Source organism: Moorena sp. SIO3A2, from assembly GCF_010672265.1.
GTDB lineage: Bacteria > Cyanobacteriota > Cyanobacteriia > Cyanobacteriales > Coleofasciculaceae > Moorena > Moorena producens.
Window position 1 is genome coordinate 77,495 of the sequence record NZ_JAAHHC010000002.1, and the last position, 18,607, is coordinate 96,101.

The window sequence follows — 18,607 nt, forward strand, 5'->3', positions numbered from 1 at the left end:
AGTTGCTCTGGGAGTCAGGGATAAAATTCAGGGCGATAGACTGTGAACCGAGAGTCCCCACGTCAGTTTGTAATATTCGGTGTTGTATGTAGACTCTAGTATCTATACTCTGGTAATGCTGGCGATATTGTTGATTAGGAATACTTAAGGTGTTATAAATTAACCTGTTCTCAGTGTTTGTGTTGCCGTAGCGGGACGCAGTAGCTTCCAAACTACACTTTGAAGTGCGGAATGTGGGATACCAAACAATCCCTATCTACTAGTTAGCACTACCATCTTGATTGGAATTATGGTTCCGATCCATATTGTGCTGGGTTTTTTTACCAAGACTATCAGAGTCCAAAATTAATAACTGATAGCGCTGCGCGCAGGGAACAGGGAACAGGGAACAGGGAACAGAAATATGTCTTAAGTGTTCAGTTTTTTCGGGAAAATTTGTCTGGAAATAATTTTAAGCTTTTTTAAGTTGAGAGTATTCACAAAGTATTCACTAACTATTGTTAGAACTTTATAAATCCAGTAACTGATCAATTTTTACTAAATATCCGGATTTAGAGTCTTGAAGGTGTAGTTAATAATTAGTTATTAAACTAAAAATTACCAAGTTTTGATGATTTCAAACAATCCAATAATTACTTTGGAAAAAAAAATATATTTCTACCCTAGGTTAGGGGATTTAATTAATGCCATCGACGTAATATCTATAGGGAATCAAGGGTAACGAATCCAAGAATACTAGTTAGTTGGTAAACACACTATTCCTAAAAATATAGGTAATTACGTAATGACTATGCTAATTTGTCAGAAGCAATGATTAAAAATATTGCTTAGCAATCATTTTAGGCATTGATAATCGATTGATATTAAAAAAATAATTATCAAAATATCAGAGCTATAAACAGTATTAATTTGAATTAATTAAAATTAATACAAGTTAAGCATACCAGATACCTAAGAGCATTTTTTTATGTTCCATAAAATCAAAAAAATGTGTACCTCACCTATTTGATAAATGCTATATAGCGTTGAGCATACTTATGAAGTACAGTCAATTTTATTATCCCTAGTCGCTACTCCCTAATCCCGAGTCCCGAGTCCCGAGTCCCGACTCCCGAGTCCCGACTCCCGAGTCCCGAGTCCCGACTCCCGACTCCCGACTCCCGACTCCCTAAAACCCAGGACTAAAGTACCTAAAGCAATTGATAAAATCTATAAACTATAACCCATAAATCACTGACTCTCAAACAGTTTTACTTCTTATTAATTAAAGTGACCAAGAAACTAATTTTAACTATTTTCTATCAGTTTAATCCTTGGCATAGCAGCATTGGTGGGATTCAGACCGTCATCCGCTCCTTTATCAAATATGCTCCCAGTGAGTTCGAGGTGCGGTTGGTCGGAACAGGAGACCTGGCTTCAGCTTCCGGTGTCTGGCAAGAAGGAGAAGTAGCGGGTCGAGCCATTCAATTTATGCCCCTGTTTCCTTTGGAAGATGACAATGTTAGGGGCTTGATACCGACGACGGTGAAGTATACGACTGCCCTGTTCGGTCGTTGCTTGGCATCGGATTTTATGCATTTTCATCGCATCGAACCCAGCTTAGCAGCTCTCAATTGGTCTGGAGAGAAGACGCTGTTTGTACACAATGACATTGCCAAGCAGATGAATCCTGCAACGGCTAATAATGGCATTCTTTGGCAGCGTTTTTCCGCAAGCTATTTTGCCCTCGAAGGCTTACTGGTGAAGCAATTTAGCCAAATTTTTTCCTGCAATACTGAATCAGCTAAGTTTTATCAACAGCGTTATCCAGCGATCGCAAATCGTGTTGCTTACCTGAAAAACACTGTTGATGACGAGGTGTTCTATCCCCTAGACCCAAAGCAACGAGCACAGGGACGCAAAGCTCTGGCACAGGAGCATAATTTGTCTGAACAGACCCGTTTTATCCTTTTCGCCGGTCGTCTGCATCCTCAGAAAGACCCGATGTTACTGATACGGGCGATGGCAACTTTATATATTGCCAATGTTCACTTACTGATTGCTGGGGATGGGGAGTTAAAGGATGAACTCCGTGGTGAAATTTCCTTTCTTGGGTTGTCTAACCGAGTGACTATGCTTGGAGCAGTAGGTCAGGAAAAACTAGCAGACTTATACCGTGTCTGTAGTGTCTTTGTTTTGACTAGCGTTTACGAAGGACTGCCCTTGACTGTCCTTGAGGCTCTCGCCTGTGGGACACCTGTAGTGACTACGAATTGTGGTGAAACCCCCAAATTTCTCGGTGCTGACAGTGGGATTGTTTGCAAAGAGCGTACTGCCGTTGCGATCGCAGATGCTTTGGGTAAGGTCTTGCACCATCCAGAGAATTATTCAGCCTCCTCCTGTGTGCGCACGGCTCAACCCTATAGTGCTCGCACAGTTGTCAGCAGTGTTTATGAGCAAATGCTCAACCGTGCTCACCAACGGTCTGCCTAATCTCTGTCTAATCCGCTGCCTTTAATCAAGATAGAGCAGTCAAACTTACATAGTAAGCATATGCGCTACAGATGGTGCTACTTGAGGTGCTATCAGCTATCAGCTATTAGCGTGTCGCGTATCAGCCAAAGGCCTGTGGCCACGCTACACTGAACAGTTTATGCCCATAGCGCACGCTACACCGAACAGCTTTTGAATAAAATAAGCTGACGGCTGACGGCTGACGGCTGAATGCTTACCTTACATACTCAGGGTGTCATCACCACTTCATTAGTCTGCCGAAGAGTATTGTAAAAGAGAAAACTAGAACTCATGAAAATTGCTGTAATTGGAGCCAAAGGAGTACCTGTTAAGCAAGGTGGCATTGAACGTTACTGCACAGAACTCTATCCCAGAATCGTTGCCCAGGGTCATTCGGTAGATCTATTTGCACGGTCGTCCTACACCGAGTCTACCGGTTTTTCATCCTCTGACTACAAAGGTGTTCGAGTAATCTCTCTACCCTCGATACAATTCAGAGGAATAGATGCTTTGGCTAATGCTGCCCTGGCAGCGATTATCTCCAGTGGCAAACGCTACGACATCATTCATTTCCATGCCCTAGGTCCAGCTGTGTTCTCCTGGCTCTCCAGAATTGCCTCTTCTGCAAAAATTGTGGTTACCTGTCAGGGATTGGACTGGCAACGAGCCAAGTGGGGGAAATGGTCGAGTGGGTTAATTCGTTTGGGGGAGAGGAACGCGGTCTACTCTGCCCATGAGTTAGTGGTAGTGTCACAAGCACTCCAAAATTACTTTCTCAACACCTATAGCAAGAATACAGTCAATATTCCCAATGCTCCAGGGATTTACCCAGAGTCAGACCCCAAATTTTCCTATGGTAAATTCCTAGGTCTAAACCCGGGGCGTTACATTCTGTTCTTGGGCAGGCTTGTACCGGAAAAACGACCTGATCTACTGATCAAAGCTTTCCAACGGCTCAAATCTAACGGTTGGAAACTGGTGATTGCTGGTGGTGATAGTGACACTCATAACTACATCGCCAACCTACATGACTTGGCAGGCACAAATCAAGACGTGTTATTCGTTGGTGAACTCTATGGAAGTCGCTTAGCCGAGATTGTTCGGGGCGCAGGGTTGTTTGTTCTGCCTTCGGATTTAGAAGGATTACCGCTGGTGATGCTAGAGGCAATGCAGGAAGGGATTCCAGTGCTCGCTAGTGATATCCCTCCCCATCAGCAATTGATTGGTGAACAACGAGGTCTACTGTTCCAAGCAGGAAACGTAGACTCTTGTGTCCAAGCTCTAGAGAGGGCGATCCGCCAACCTCAAGAGTTAGCGGACATGGCCAAGAAGGCACAAGACCATGTAGCCACTTACTATAACTGGGACAAAATTACTGCTGATAACTTAAGACTGTATCAAAAACTCTGTGCGTCCTCTGATCCCAAATTCAGTGTCACGCTCCCCTTTTTCAAGAACCAGTAAAACCACAGAGTTTCGTCAACGTTATGGACACCAGCCTTTCATCACTACCATTAGCCTTAAAGCGGCGGCTTTTGCCAGCCCTTGTTACCTTTACATCCGTAATTGGTGGAGCGATTGCCTATTTGGTTGTTACCCCACCAGTGTACCAAGTGAAAGCACGGCTGATGCTGGACAATAAAAAGGTGAGTGTATCTGAGTTGGGTGACAACCTCAGCCAAGTCCCTGCTAATACACCCGGTGGAGCTGACCCAATCGCAACTCAAGCAGAACTAGTGGGGTCAGAACGGCTTCTTCAGGGAGCACTTGACGAGATTGCTCTACTCGGCAGTTCACAAGAAGGACTGACCATAGACACACTCCGTGAGGATTTAAAGGTAAAAATTGTGCCTGCTACCAATATTCTTGAGCTGAGCTATCAGGGTCAAAATCCAGAATTGGTAACCACGGTGCTCAATGCTGTCGCCAACGCAATGGTTACTGAAAGTGCTGAAGGGATTCGTTCAGAAGCTAGAGCTGTGCGGGAATTTTTGGAGAAAGAAGTACCATTACGGCGTTTGGAGGTAGCAGCAGCAGAAGCAGCGTTAAACAAATTTAAACAGACCACTGGTTTAGTTTCTCCGGAGGAACAAACACAACTCTTAGTCAGGAGTTTAGCTACTTTAGAAGACCAAGAACGTGCTGTGTCTATTCAACTCCAAGATGCTAAAACCCGTAGCCAAGAACTCCAGACCATAACCAGTCTGAATAATACTCAGAATGCTTACATCGCTGGACGCATTGGTCAAGATCAAGAACTCCAAGCCTTACGAGCTCAGCTAGTAGAGTTGGATCGGGAGTTAGCCAAAATGCGATCGCGTCTAACTGATCAAAATCCAGCGATGATATCACTGGTTCAGGAGCGGTATGAACTCCTTACCCTCTACAATCAAAAACTTTCTCGTCTGTTACCGACTAATCAGTCCAATAATCAAATTATTGCCCCTGGTGATGTGGCCTCTGATCAGTTGAGCCAGGACTTTACCTCTAGATTTATTTTAGCTCAAACAGAACGGTCGGCACTGGAACAAAAGCTCTACCTGGTGCAGACTGAGCGCATTAAACTCCAGAATCGTCTTGGTCAAATACCAGTTCTACGGCAACCCTTTGCTAGCTTAGTTCGCCGACAAGAAGAAGCAATTGCCTCTCTTAAACTCCTCCAAAACAAACTGGAAGAAGCACGGATTGCAGAAGCCCAACTAGTTAGCAATATTCAAATTATTGAGCGGGCAAAACTTCCTTCATCACCCCAGGAACCCAATCCAAAAGTGGTGCTGGTGATAGCTACTGCTGCTGGAATTGCCCTAGCTGTCGGTATGGTGCTGCTGCTGGAGGTAATGGATAATACCCTACACGATGCCTCGGAAGCGGAGGCACTCCTGAAGCTGCCTAGGCTGGGGGTATTACCGAAGATACCTGCTCAGGCACTCAGTCTTGAGCAACCGAACCGATTCTTGGAAGATATGAGGTTAATGGAGCCTTACCGCCTGCTCCTGACAACCATGGAGTTGCGTGCTCAGAAGACCTTACAGCTGATTGTGGTCAGCAGTGCTGTTTCCGGAGAAGGTAAGTCAGTGGTAGCTTCCCACTTGGGTGCGGTTTCAGTAAGATTTTCCCGGCGGACATTGATTATTGATGCCGACTGGCGTCACCCAATGCAGCACAATTTGTTTGGCTTACCCCCTAAGCCAAAGGTTACAGATGTAATTGACAGCAATCAAACCTGGCGGTCGGCGGTGCAACCCACAGCCATCGCAAACCTTTCGATTTTGACCTGTAGTGACCAGCCCTCTGGTTCGGCTACCTTCCTACAGTCACAGATGATCAAGTCTATTTTGGCAGCAGCCGCAGATCATTATGACCTAGTGATTGTAGACACGCCACCAGTTAGTAGTTTTGCTGATGCCCATATCTTGAGTCGGTATAGTGATGGGTTGGTGATAGTCACACGTCCCAACTTTACCCAGAAAGATATCCTACTACAGACAGTATCGGAATTGAAAGATAGTAGCACTCCCATACTGGGGTTTGTTGCCAATGGCATAAGCGATCGGACTCAACAGTACTATTTCGATTCCTTCGATAGTTACCAGCCTCAAGCCGAATTCAGGCAGACCCATGGCAAGGAAGCCAGTAACAATTGTGCTGTTGTATCCAAGGGGGTTGATCATGCAGATTCATAACCCCTGGCATCGTTCCTCTGCTCTGACCTTTTGGCTAGGACTGGCAGGTGTGCCGATTGGTCTAGCTGTTGGCTTACTCGCAGGTACTCAGCCGATTTTGCTTGGTTTAGGGTTGGTTGCAGTAGCGGTGGTGGTCTACTTCTTTGCCCGGTTTGAGCAAGCGGTACTGGGACTATTGATCTTGCGTAGCTGTCTCGATCCGTTTTCTGATCAACAGGTACCAGCAGCTTTTGCTATCGGACTCGACGGCTTGACTTTGCTTTATGTGACAGTGATGTTACTGAGGGGGCAAACTGTACGCACTGATAAGTTTTGGTGGTTCTTTGCTGGTTGGGTGATGCTACAAGGCTTGTGGGTGATACTTTTGCCTCTGGGAGGGCTGGGGCTAGATGCTTCGTTTTTGCTAGAAAGCATCCGTGAGTGGATACGTCTATTTTCTTGGCTGATGGTCTACTTGCTGGTAATGCAACTCAAGGACAGGCTTCCACCTAAGCAAGTTGTCTATGGGCTGTTTTGGGCTCTGCTCTTACCAGTTACAGTAGCGTTGCTCCAGATGTTTGTACCTTCGGTTTTACCTCCCATGTTTGCTGCTGATGGAGGTTATTCCGAAACACTAGATGAAGTATCTCGAATCAAAGGGACTATTGGTCACCCTAATGGCTTTGTAACCTGGTTATTGCTGTTCATGGGTCTGACCTATTGGAGGCTAACCCAGTCAAAGCCACGCTGGATCTGGATGCTATTGCTGGGTTTACTTAGCCTTGTGTATGTGAGTACTAAGGCTCTATTTGGTTTGATGATGCTTGGTACCTTTATTGTGGTTTTAATCGCCCCTAGATTGAGCATAGTGAACCTAATCGGTGGCATAGTCCTATTTGTCGGAATTATAGTTTTGTTTGGTAGTACGGAGTTTGGTCAAGAACGTCTCGGCTCAATCACTGAAACACCCTTAGGCAATCCAGACATCGATATTTGGCGTGCCATCCTCCTCTCCAAGGGAGACCACAACAGTTTCAACTGGCGAATTGCTCAGTGGCATTACCTACTACAGCAATGGCAACATTTTCCTATCCTCGGTTACGGTCTCGGAATTAGTGCTGATGTTAGTACCAATGGGCTGTATCCCCACAATGATTACATTCGAGCCCTGGTAGAAGGAGGAATCCTAGGACTGGTAACTTGGTTGGTCTTCCTCGGAGTTCAGGTTGGGCGTCTTGTTCAATTATTTCGACAGGCATCTCCTGGCAGTGGACAACGAAATCTGTGTTTAGCCATGTTGGCGGTTCTTCTGGCTGTACCTGTGGGGATGATTACCGAAAATATCTGGAGTCATACCACTCTCTTTTTCTACTGGTATACCTTGTTGGCAGTGGTGGGTTGGAATTGGGATGATCTGCCGCCTTCAGAAAATCACACACCGGTTAGTCCTCCTGCACGGCTTACACCTTTTTGATCAGGGTAACTCTAGCTTTTATAGGAGTGACGCGAATTATTTCACTCACGAAATAGTTGAGACTTTAACCAATAGCAATACAACACCATGACTAATCAAAACATCATAAATAATGCTGAAATTAACTTATCATCAAGTACTCAAGACTTGCTTTGCTGTCCCTGTTGCTTGTCTAGTTTAGAATCAATAAAAAATCAGTTGAGATGTACAAATTATCAATGCCAAAAAAATTATCCTGTTGTTCAGGATAAACCAATTTTGATCAATGAATCATCTAGTATATTTAAGATTAAAAACTTTCTAAATCCCGAAAATGCTGATCTTAACCCAAAACCAAAATTAGAAAGAATTGCCATCAATTTGATTCCTAGCATTATCCTGAATTTGAAAGGTAAGAGGAATTACAAAAAATTCACAGAACTTGTGCTCAAGCAGACTGATAGTCCTAAAGTACTGATAATTGGAGGTAGTGTGATTGGTCAAGGTATGGAAGAGCTGTTATCAGTACCTGCCATTGAAATTATCGAAAGTGATGTTGCTTATGATTCCCGTATAGCAGTAATTTTTGACTCCCACAATATTCCTTTTAAAGACAATTCATTTGATGGAGTCATAATCCAAGCTGTCCTTGAACATGTTGTAGATCCATCCCGTTGTGTTGAAGAAATTCATCGAGTGCTCAAAAAAGATGGTTTAGTTTATTCAGAAACTCCGTTTATGCAACAAGTACACCTAGGAAGATATGATTTTACTCGCTTCACTCACTTAGGACATCGTCGTTTATTCCGCAAATTTGAAGAAATTTGTAGTGGTGCTGTCTGTGGACCAGGAATGGCATTAGCCTGGTCATATCAATACTTTCTTTTAAGTTTTGTTAAGACACCTATGGCAAGAAGTTTGATTAAGGTTATTGCCAGACTGACATCTTTTTGGTTGAAATATTTCGACTACTATCTAATTGATAAATCGGGGACATTTGATTCGGCATCAGGTTTTTACTTTATGGGCAAAAAGAGTGAAAAAATTCTTGACGACACAGAACTAATAACTCTCTACAGAGGAACACAAGCCAGTTCTTTCTAACTAGCTTCGCTACGCGGAAGTTTGAAGTATGAAGTTAGTTAATATCCAATAGTTTTCCTGATGGATACTGGTTATTTTTTTTGTAGCTATGCAATAGTATTTGGGTGCATTTCAAAGTTTTAATTTTATAAATTAGTGAAATATACTAGGATTTAAATATTATTTTATAATGCCAAAAATAATGAATAATATCAGTAATTATTTACTACAAGATTGGCAAGTTAATTACTATGAGTCTAACTTGAAGGCTCGGTTCATTTTATTGATGTTTCGTTCAACACATTTGCTTGGTAAATTACCTGCACCTTTTTCATTTTTATCGATTTTTTATCGTTTACTTTACCAAGTATTAGTAGAATGTATATTAGGAATTGAATTGCCTTGGGATACTCAGATTGGAGCTAATACTAAGCTTTTGCATGGCATAGGTTTGGTGGTAAATCATGAAACTGTTATTGGCGCAAATTGTACCTTAAGACACTCAACCACTATTGGAAATAAACAATTACCAGATGGTTCCTATAGCGGTTGCCCAAAAATTGGCAATAATGTAGATATCGGCTCCAATGTGGTGATTATTGGTGCGATTACCATTGGAGATAATGCTGTAATTGGTGCTGGTTCTGTAGTTGTAAAGGATGTTCCTGAGAGTTCTGTAGTTGTAGGAAACCCGGCAAGAGTTATTCGTAAACTTTGTAAAAAAAAAGTTAATTTATAAAAAATAGTATCAGTATTAAATAACTAAAGTATCGCTAATTTTTAAGCATAATATCTAGAGCCATAGCTATGGTTATGCCAAGCTCAACTTAGCTTGGAAATCTCTGCAGAAGGTTAATAGTGATTACCGACAGACAAATCATTATCGTCAGCAAGCCCTTCTACACTATCCTAAGCTGCGCTTCTCTCTAGACTTTATCCGTTTGAGTTTTGCGATCGCACTGAGGCAGTTCTTCCGATCTCAGAGCTACAGCAGATTGCTAGAGGTAGATTACAGTCTGCGTCGGCGTCTATCAAGTGTTGCTCGATAGCTACCCATCTCCCCTTTCTCCTGCTCCTGATTATGCTATTCAAATCTAGGAAATTCAGTCGGAAATTCAGATGGTATGTAGTAATAGTTCTGGTGCTGGTAACGATAACTATCAGTATCGGTTTAGCTAACTATTTTAAACCGAAGCAATCTATTACTGCTAATACCACTACTTCTGCCGCTAATGCCAACACTCCTACCACTCGTGACCCCTGGTTATGGCCTTTTTCTCAGGACTCAATCTGGAACATGCCCATCGGCAGTAATGCTGAGTATAAACCAGCTAATTTGCCGCGATCGGCTCGCTCCACTATAGATGTCGATCTTTTATTTATTATTCCTGCTAGTAGTCCACTGCGACCGTTGTATGACCCTGATAGTTGGACTAAGCGTTGTAGCGGAACTACAACCTATGAAAACTTATCTATCCCCATTCCTGATGATTTAATTGTTCCTGATGCCATTAACACTCTCGTTAGGTATTCCACTCCCAATAATGCTGCCGCCTTGCTACAGCCTGACGGTCGTACTATCATCCAGCTAGAACCAATGGCTCGCTGTCAAAACGGTGGTCCGGTATATGGCTATCACTGGCCGAAAAAAGATTTGGATCTATACAGTCAAGGTATTGCCGGAGGTCATCTTGGTTCTGGATTGTCCTCTTTAGGAGGAGCAATACGCAAGGGAGAATTAATTGGTAGCGAACCGATTCGTCATGTTTTAAAACTAGAGCTTTGGGAAAAATATATCTATTACAATCCCCAAAGTTCTACACCAGGATACCGTTGGCCTGCAGATAGGGCAGATTCAGCTGCTCCAAAGATATATAAAGGTGAAGACCCTCAACTGGTAATGGGTTCTCTGTTAGCAATTCCGCCGGAGGTAAGTGAAAAGAGCCTAGGTCTAACTACCCCAGCAGGGAAAAAGCTGTTTCATGCTCTCCAAGACTACGGTGCTTATCAAGTAGATGTCACAGGTAGAGACGCTTATGCTTTAGCAGCAGAACAGGGGGTTGAAGAAGAATTTAAAGCCACCTACGGTTACGGTTTAACGGCTAGAGCGCCCACTAATAATCCCTTTTACCAAGACTTTATGAAGCTTGTTCAAGCCTTACATATTGTTACTAACAATGGACCAGACACTGTCGGGGGAGGTGGTCAACTTAGAGAACCTTTAGCTCCAACCTTAGCTAAAACCGCAGACTCAAACAGTGACTAAAAAACTAGCTAGTACGGTTAGACGCCTATTGATTTCCATCTTAGGCGATGGTAAGTTCCATGCTGACTCACACCAACCACGGGTGCGTTTCCGTAGTTTAGTTTGCAATATGAGTCGGTGCTACCCAGTTTTCAGATTAATTCATAGCAGTCTCCTAAAGAAGACTTTGTCTTTAGGCAACTACGGTCATGCCGATGAAGTTTTACTAGCAATACTAGCTCTGTTGGGACGGTTCTATGACATTCCTGAATACCTGTTGTTTTACAGCAGACATCCGAAACAATCAGTGCAGGTGTACAGCAAGAATGGTGAGAATGATGACTATGAGTACCCTCAATGGTGGTACCCGGCAAACCAAGAAAAGATTATGTTTCCAAGATGGAAAATATTTAGTGAGTATTGCCGCGCCATATCCCAGGCTCAAGTAAGCTGATCTGACCGATTTGGCTGCTACTTTGATGCTCTAAATTACCTGAGAGGGAGTTGGATATATTTGGTCAAAGAAGTGATTAGACCAGTAAGTCAATTTTGCCATCTTGAATAAAACTATCCTTGACTAGATAAAACTTACAGTACAGACCACCCAATGCTAATTAATAAGTTCAAGCAACTATCATCGGGCGAATTTATTCGCAATGCTGGTTGGATGGGAATAGCAGAGCTAGTCAATCGTCTCTCCCGTCTAGCTACAACAGTTACTTTAGCTCGTATGTTTACTCCTCAAGATTACGGACTGGTATCTGCTATTTATACCACCTTTGAATTTGGCAATGTTCTAATCCTCAGAGCTGGTACAGAATCCAAAATTATTCAGGCTAGTGAACAAGAGCTAGAAGCTGTATGCAATACATCCTACTGGCTTAATTGGATTTTTGGTGGTTTGATGTTTGTTATCCAATGTATTGCTGCCTTTCCCATTGCTAAATTTTATGGCAATAACCAAATAATTTTGCCCATAATCACTATCGCATTGATCTACCTAATGATGCCATTGTTTATAGTTCAATCTGCAATGATTAGGCGAGATAATCGACTAAAAGTTACAGCTTTTGCTAATGCCTGCCAGGCGATAATCGGCAATATCATAACTGTAATATTAGCTATATTAGGCATGGGAGTATGGGCTGCAGTTTGGGCAATGGTTTTATCGACTCCGGTGCATATTTTGATTAATTACCGACATCATCCTTGGCGAGCACCTACATCCTTAAAGCTTCATAATTGGCAGTCAGTCCTTAGTTTCAGCTGCAAAATTCTTGGGGTTGAGTTACTCGAAAAGCTTAGGTCAAATCTCGACTACTTACTCGTTGGTGGCTTTCTAGGTGTTGAGGCACTGGGACTATATTTCTTTGCCTTCAATGCTGGCTTGGGAATTAGCCAAAATGTCATCAAATTATTTACTTCCTCTGTATTTCCTTATCTTTGTGCAGTCAGAGAAAATTTAACCCAACTTAAGAATCGGTATTTTAGTAGTCTGAAAACCACTGCTATCATTGTATTGCCCCTCATTCTGCTCCAGGCAAGTCTAGCTCCCCTCTACGTACCAATTGTTTTTGGACAGAAGTGGGTAGTGGCAATTCCAATTTTGATACTTATTTGTCTTTCGGCTCTGCCCCTTGCTCTTACTAATACTACAACTGAGCTCCTCAATGCTGTCGGTAAAACTAAGCTAAATCTTTATTGGAATTTGATTTATACTGTAATCTTTTCTAGTTGCTTACTCCTAGCTGTTAACTGGGGAATTGTTTGGGTGGCTCGTGCAGTACTCATTTGTCAATTGCTGACGCCTATTTTCACTATTTGGGCTATTAGATATGTCTTTAAATAAAAACTATATAACTTAAAGATTAATCTGAAATATTGCTCCGGTAGAGGTTGAAGCTCCACTAAGGTTATATAGCGCTACGCGCAAGTCAGAAGTAAGCTATGATTAAGTTTCGGAGTTTATGAATGTCATAACTTGAAGGCTTAGTGCTATATATAGCGTTAATTTATATATTTCAAATATCCTATAATAGCCTATCAAAATACTTACCATATTCACAATTGATAACCAGTAATAATTCAGGGAAAATTTTATAATGTCAAAATCTAAACAATTAAAGCTTATACAAGTTTTTCGTGGAATAGCTGCATTACTCGTAGTACTTGTTCATGGCGATCTCATATTTAATCAAAATCTAAATCGAGATTTTTTATTTGATATATTTGCTTTTGGGGGTTCTGGAGTAGATTTTTTTTTCGTTTTGAGTGGATTTATTATCTTTTATATTCATAAAAAAGATATTCAAAACCCTTCCAGGCTTAAATCTTTTGTTCTGAAAAGACTTGTTAGGATATACCCAATTTACTGGGTAGTATTAACAGGCAAATTAATAGCATCATTTATGTTTGATTATTCGAGTACGCATCAAGGTAGTTTTGGTGAAATAATAAAAGCCTTTATTCTTTTTCCTCAAGACAGGGAAATACTTTCTTCAAGTTTTATTGGAGTTAGTTGGACATTAACTTTTGAAGTATTTTTTTATATTTTATTTAGTTTTTTGATATGGGTTAAACCCAAACTATTGGTGCCATCAATTACCGTTTGGATATTAGCAACATTATTAACATTTTTTGGCTTCATAAGCTTTCCTGAAGATCAGGCTACTATCCAGCTTGTTTTTAATGAACTTAATTTGGAATTTATTCTGGGCTGCTTAGCTGCTTATATTTTATCTAGACATAAAATTAATCATGGTTTATACTTGATTTGTTTAGGGTGTTTCTTATATACTATATCTGCCATCAATACCAATTACGGTCTTGTGAGCGTTTCAGATGTTATTGCCTTCGGTATACCTTCAACAATACTTATAATTGGCTCAGTATCTCTAGAATTAAGCAAAAATATTGACGTTAATCCCCTTCTTATGATTTTAGGAGACGCATCTTATTCTATTTATTTAATACACGGTTTTGTCATGAATAATTCAACGAAAATATTAGTAAATAATCTTGGACTAAAGATATTCCTTGCCAATTCAATAACCTTAAGTATATTTGCTATTTTTAATGCAGTTATAGCTGTAGCAGTAGGGTGTATTGTATATTTTTATATTGAAAAGCCCATTATTTCAAGGTTGAGACCACTCCTAGTGAAGAATTAAATAAACTATCCAATTTTAAAGAGGTTGATTTTGACCACATCAACTGTTTTTATCCTTACTTTATGGAAACTATGCCTCCAAAGCGATTTGGGTCTCCTTTAGAGCCTCAAATGCCCACGAAAACTAAACGCTCCTACAAAGTTGCCATAGTCCATCCCAGTGCAGGAGTCAACTGGAGTGGTGGCACCGAAAACTTTGCGATCGAGCTTACTCACCATCTAAGCCCGTATTTCGAGGTGGAATTGTTAGCAGGGGCTCCCTGTAGTCCTTTTTACTATCCTGCTGGTGGCATCCCTCGTACAAAAGCTCGTCAGATCTTACGTAATCCTCTGGTTAACTCAGTGTTCAGGAGCGTCTCTACTCACCCTGATATGGTCATTGAACACTTGAGTAGTTTTATTCCCTGTGCAATGCGACTGCTAAGGAAGCCAGCCGACTTAATCTTTCCTTGCAATGACTATGGCGGTTTGGCCATGGCAGCTTTTGTAAGAGCACTGATTGGCACACCCATTCTGTTTAAAGCACACACTGGTTTGACTGGCGGTGGACAATCACTGGCGCGAAGCCTGCGATTTTGTCCCAATCATCTGGTGGTTTTCTCTGAGACCATGGCTGACTTTGTTGATAAACAGCGTCCTAATCAGCCTGTCACAATTATTCCCAACGGCGTAGATATGGATCGATTCAAGCCAGAGGGAAATCAGATCGACCTAGGTTTGAACAAGCCGATTGTGTTGTGTGTTGCTTCTTTAAATCATAACGATCACAAACGGGTTGAACTGACAATTCGAGCGATCGCAAAGCTTCCCTATGGGAGTCTTCTGATTTGTGGCGATGGACCTGACCGTGAATATTTTCAAGCATTAGGTGAGGAATTGTTGGGAGCTAATCGCTTTGCCATACAGACCTTTCCCTTCAATCAAATGCCTGAGGTTTATCGGTATGGGAATCTATTTACCCTCCCTTCTATCGATGAACCATTTGCCAATGCTTACCTACAAGCAATGTCTAGCGGCTTAGGAGTTGTTACTACTGATGATGAGATTCGTCGCTATATGATTGGCGATGCTGGTATTGTGTGTGATGTCACCAATCCAGATGTTTATGCTGGAGCGATCGCACAGGCTTTGAGCAAAGATTGGAAAACTAAGGCTAGAAAGAATGGGATGCGTTTTAGCTGGGACATGGTTGCTCTACGCTATCGTGATTTAATTATGCAAATGATTAGTCAGTCTAGTCTTGACTAGATTAAATAGTTAAATATTTGCTACTTTTTCCAAAATATTATGAGCATAATTTTCCAGTTTAATGTTGCATTTAACCACAATTAATCTGTCCTATTATTGTTTCGAGTTAATATTAACTTTAGCAAAATAGTTTGATTAAATAACTTGATTAATGAACTTGACTATGCCAAAAGTTACTGTTGTTATTCCAGCATATAATGGGATGGAATACCTCCCGAAAACAGTGGAGAGTGTTTTAGCGCAAACCCTTGCTGACTTTGAGTTACTGATTATCAACGATGGTAGTTCAGACCACATTGTTGAATGGGCATCTCAAATAGCAGACCCCCGAGTCAAACTGATTTCCCAGGAAAATCAGGGGGTGTCTGTAGCACGAAATACAGGCATCGCCCAGGCTCAAGGAAAATATATAGCCTTCTTAGATGCAGATGATTTATGGAAGCCAACTAAACTTGAAAAACAGGTAAGCTGTTTAGAAGAATATCCAGAGGCAGGTCTAGTCTATACCTGGACCGCTCTAGTTGATCAACAAGGTAAACCCACAAACAGCATTATAGCTTTCCATCAACAAGGAAATGTCTGGGAGCAAATTCTGGTGGTTAACATGATTGGCAATGGCAGCTCAGCTATGGTTCGTCGGAGTTGCTTTGACACTGTCGGAATGTTCGACCCCAACTTATCCAGCGCTGCTGATCGAGATATGTGGATTCGGATTGCAGCTCAGTATCTATTTGCGGTGGTCAAAGAACCCTTAACTCTTTGGCGACAGCATGCCAGTAGCATGTCTAAAAGGCGTGAGAAAATGATCCAGGATTCACGTCAGGCCATAGAAAAAAATTTCCAATCTGTTCCCTCTGATTTGTTGTACTTGCGTAACCGGAGTTATAGCTACTTAAATCTCTACCAGGCTTGGAATTCAGTAGATCAGGGAAACTACAAAGAAGCAATGCATTTCCGTAGACAAGCTTTTTTGCACTATCCACAAATGCGCTATTCACAGAGCTATATCCGCCTGAGTTTAGCAATTATGTTAATCCGCTGGTTTGGACCTCATGGCTACGACGGCGTGCGATCGCTTACCCAAGCCCTGCGTCAACTAGCGTTGGGTATTTCAACTTAATCTTTTCTGTAATCGAAGACGAATTGCTAAAACCTTGATAAGACAATAACACGCTAAATTATTCCCTGTTCCCTATTCCCTATTCTCTATTCCCTATTCCCTGCGCACAGCGCTTAGGATTAACAAGAAAGCATGAATCAAATCAGAATATTATCGCCATTGCTTAAATTTTATCCTTGGGTTTTTCCATTAATTATTACCTTAGGCGTATTCTCTTCTTTGGCAGAAGGATTTAGTATTAGTTTATTTATTCCTCTTCTGGAAAGTTCTGGCAATCTAGGATCTCAAGCCTTCCAAAATAGCTTGATTTTAAATAATATTGAGCAACTCGTTATTAATTTTCCAAGCCAAGCTCGGATTTTTTTTATTGCTTTTTCTATCTTCATAATACTTTTTATAAAGAACTCCATTGTTTATATAAATAGTAGTTTAGTGTCTTGGCTTTACCTCAGGATTAACCATCGGTTGCGTTCCAGTGTTTTTAACCAGCTTCTGAAAGTCAGCTATTCTTTTTTAGAAAGGAATCAATCGGGAAAGTTACTTGACACACTTAGTGATCAAACCTGGCGGAGTTGTGAGGCTCTATCGCACTTTTTTAACCTGATAATTAATGTTTGCAGCATTTCTGTATTTGTAATTCTGTTACTGTTAATATCGTGGCAACTCACCCTTTTAGTTGCTGCTGGATTGGTACTCATTTCCCTGAGTATAAAGTTTGTGACACGCTCGGTAAATGACAGAGGTAAACAAGTTTTACAGGCTAATTCTGCCCTTGCTTGCCTGATGTTGGAAGGGTTTTCTGGAATGAAGGTGATTCGGGCTTTTGGCCATGAATCCTATGAGCAGAAGCGTTTTGATCTGGCATCAAAGCACTTAAGTAATACTTTGCTAAAGATTCAGCTTTTCGCTAAAGTTGTGAATCCCCTTTCTGAAGTCCTCTCTACAATTCTACTTCTATGCATTCTAGTTATTGCACTGCTTCAGAACCAAGCTACCCTACCGAGCTTACTAACGTTTCTATTTATGCTCTATCGTCTACAACCCCACGTGAAGCAGTTAGATAGTGCCCGTGTGGAACTTGCTGCGTTGACAAGTGCTGTAGAGGACGTCATGTATCTTTTGGATCCCTCTGATAAACCTTATATTCACTCTGGTAACACTCCTTTTAAAGGTCTCAGACAAGAAATCTCTTTTCAATCTGTTACCTTTCACTACAACCCCTCGGAAAAACCTGCACTTAAGAATATTTCAATTGCTATCCCACAAGGTAAAACCATTGCCTTAGTAGGTTCTTCAGGTGCGGGTAAATCGACAATTATTGGCTTAATTTACCGTTTTTATGACCCTACAGAGGGAGAGATTTATATAGATGGTTATCCCTTGCAACAGCTGAATCTAGCTGACTGGCGCAGCCGAATTGCCCTGGTTAGTCAGGAGATTCATATGTTTAGTACAACAGTACGGGAAAACATTGCCTATGGTCGGTTGGATGCTACAGAAGACGAAATTAGAACAGCAGCCAAACTTGCCCATGCCCATGAATTTATCAGTGAATTACCTGAAGGTTATGATACCAAGGTAGGAGACCGAGGAATTCGACTCTCAGGAGGTCAGCGACAGCGTATCGCCTTGGCTCGTGCTATCGTCCGCGACCCAGAAATTCTGATTCTCGATGAGGCAACTAATGCTCTCGATAGTGTTTCCGAGAACTTAATCCAAGAGGCGCTAAATAATCTTAGTCAAAATCGAACGGTGATTGTTATTGCCCATCGCCTATCCACCATTGAACAAGCTGATCAGATCTTGGTGTTGAAGCAGGGACAAGTCATCGAACATGGGAAGTTTCAGGATTTATTGAAGCTCAATGGATTCTTTGCTGAACTCTATCGCTTGCAAAATCGCCATGTCCACATTTGATAAAACTAAGTCAGCTCTCTATTTCCTATAGCGGTTTCTAGCCTAATGAGGTACACAAGTTTTTTTCCCTGTTCACTGTTTCCTATTCCCTCTTCCATCTTCCATCTTATCTGTTCCCTGTTCCCATATCCGCTGTTCCCTAAAACCAGGTACTCTGTACCTCACCAAAGTGAACACCGCTATAGATCATTAATGGGACATTGACTTGATTGGGATA

Annotated in this window: 13 protein-coding genes; all 13 read left to right on the top strand. The window is 41.7% G+C overall.

Translation table 11 applies throughout. The features are described 5' to 3' along the window. Positions 1-1,269 precede the first annotated feature (1,269 nt). The 13 genes from F6K64_RS03520 (at position 1,270) to F6K64_RS03580 (ending at position 18,390) form a co-directional block, all read left to right on the top strand. Positions 1,270-2,472 carry a glycosyltransferase family 4 protein gene (locus F6K64_RS03520; protein ID WP_287264856.1) on the top strand — a complete coding sequence of 401 codons (1,203 nt, stop codon included), beginning with the start codon at positions 1,270-1,272 and terminating at the stop codon, positions 2,470-2,472. 312 nt (positions 2,473-2,784) lie between these two features. Continuing rightward, on the top strand, positions 2,785-3,957 hold the full coding sequence (locus tag F6K64_RS03525; protein ID WP_287264857.1) for a glycosyltransferase family 4 protein: 1,173 nt from the start codon (positions 2,785-2,787) through the stop codon (positions 3,955-3,957). Between the two features lie 23 nt (positions 3,958-3,980). Further along, positions 3,981-6,176, top strand: coding sequence for a GumC family protein (locus F6K64_RS03530; protein ID WP_287264859.1), 2,196 nt, complete (start codon positions 3,981-3,983; stop codon positions 6,174-6,176). Beyond that, entirely contained in the window at positions 6,163-7,629 is a 1,467-nt protein-coding gene (locus F6K64_RS03535; protein WP_287249822.1) for an O-antigen ligase family protein, read from the top strand. The genes F6K64_RS03530 and F6K64_RS03535 overlap by 14 nt, the downstream gene beginning before the upstream one ends. An 87-nt stretch (positions 7,630-7,716) precedes the next feature. Next, positions 7,717-8,712, top strand: a complete 996-nt coding sequence (locus F6K64_RS03540; protein WP_287249824.1) for a class I SAM-dependent methyltransferase — start codon at positions 7,717-7,719, stop codon at positions 8,710-8,712. Positions 8,713-8,893: 181 nt separating this feature from the next. After that, the gene (locus F6K64_RS03545; protein ID WP_008186691.1) at positions 8,894-9,430 is read left to right on the top strand and encodes a serine acetyltransferase; all 537 of its coding nucleotides are present in this window, start codon (positions 8,894-8,896) and stop codon (positions 9,428-9,430) included. Positions 9,431-9,832: 402 nt separating this feature from the next. Beyond that, positions 9,833-10,957 (top strand): hypothetical protein, encoded by a 1,125-nt coding sequence (locus F6K64_RS03550; RefSeq protein WP_287249827.1) that lies wholly within the window; start codon positions 9,833-9,835, stop codon positions 10,955-10,957. After that, positions 10,950-11,390, top strand: coding sequence for a hypothetical protein (locus F6K64_RS03555; protein ID WP_287249828.1), 441 nt, complete (start codon positions 10,950-10,952; stop codon positions 11,388-11,390). Before F6K64_RS03550 ends, F6K64_RS03555 begins: the two co-directional genes overlap by 8 nt. A gap of 153 nt (positions 11,391-11,543) precedes the next feature. After that, positions 11,544-12,785 carry a lipopolysaccharide biosynthesis protein gene (locus F6K64_RS03560; protein WP_287249830.1) on the top strand — a complete coding sequence of 414 codons (1,242 nt, stop codon included), beginning with the start codon at positions 11,544-11,546 and terminating at the stop codon, positions 12,783-12,785. 253 nt (positions 12,786-13,038) lie between these two features. After that, positions 13,039-14,106: an acyltransferase family protein gene (locus F6K64_RS03565; RefSeq protein ID WP_287249832.1), complete on the top strand. Its 1,068-nt coding sequence runs from the start codon at positions 13,039-13,041 to the stop codon at positions 14,104-14,106. Positions 14,107-14,168: 62 nt separating this feature from the next. Further along, complete coding sequence (locus F6K64_RS03570) at positions 14,169-15,353, top strand: glycosyltransferase (protein ID WP_008186682.1); 1,185 nt, start codon at positions 14,169-14,171, stop codon at positions 15,351-15,353. A gap of 163 nt (positions 15,354-15,516) precedes the next feature. Then, a complete protein-coding gene (locus tag F6K64_RS03575) occupies positions 15,517-16,473 on the top strand; it encodes a glycosyltransferase family 2 protein (protein WP_008186679.1) in 957 nt (318 codons plus the stop codon). Positions 16,474-16,605: 132 nt separating this feature from the next. After that, positions 16,606-18,390 carry an ABC transporter ATP-binding protein gene (locus tag F6K64_RS03580; protein ID WP_044493896.1) on the top strand — a complete coding sequence of 595 codons (1,785 nt, stop codon included), beginning with the start codon at positions 16,606-16,608 and terminating at the stop codon, positions 18,388-18,390. The last annotated feature ends 217 nt before the right edge of the window (positions 18,391-18,607 follow it).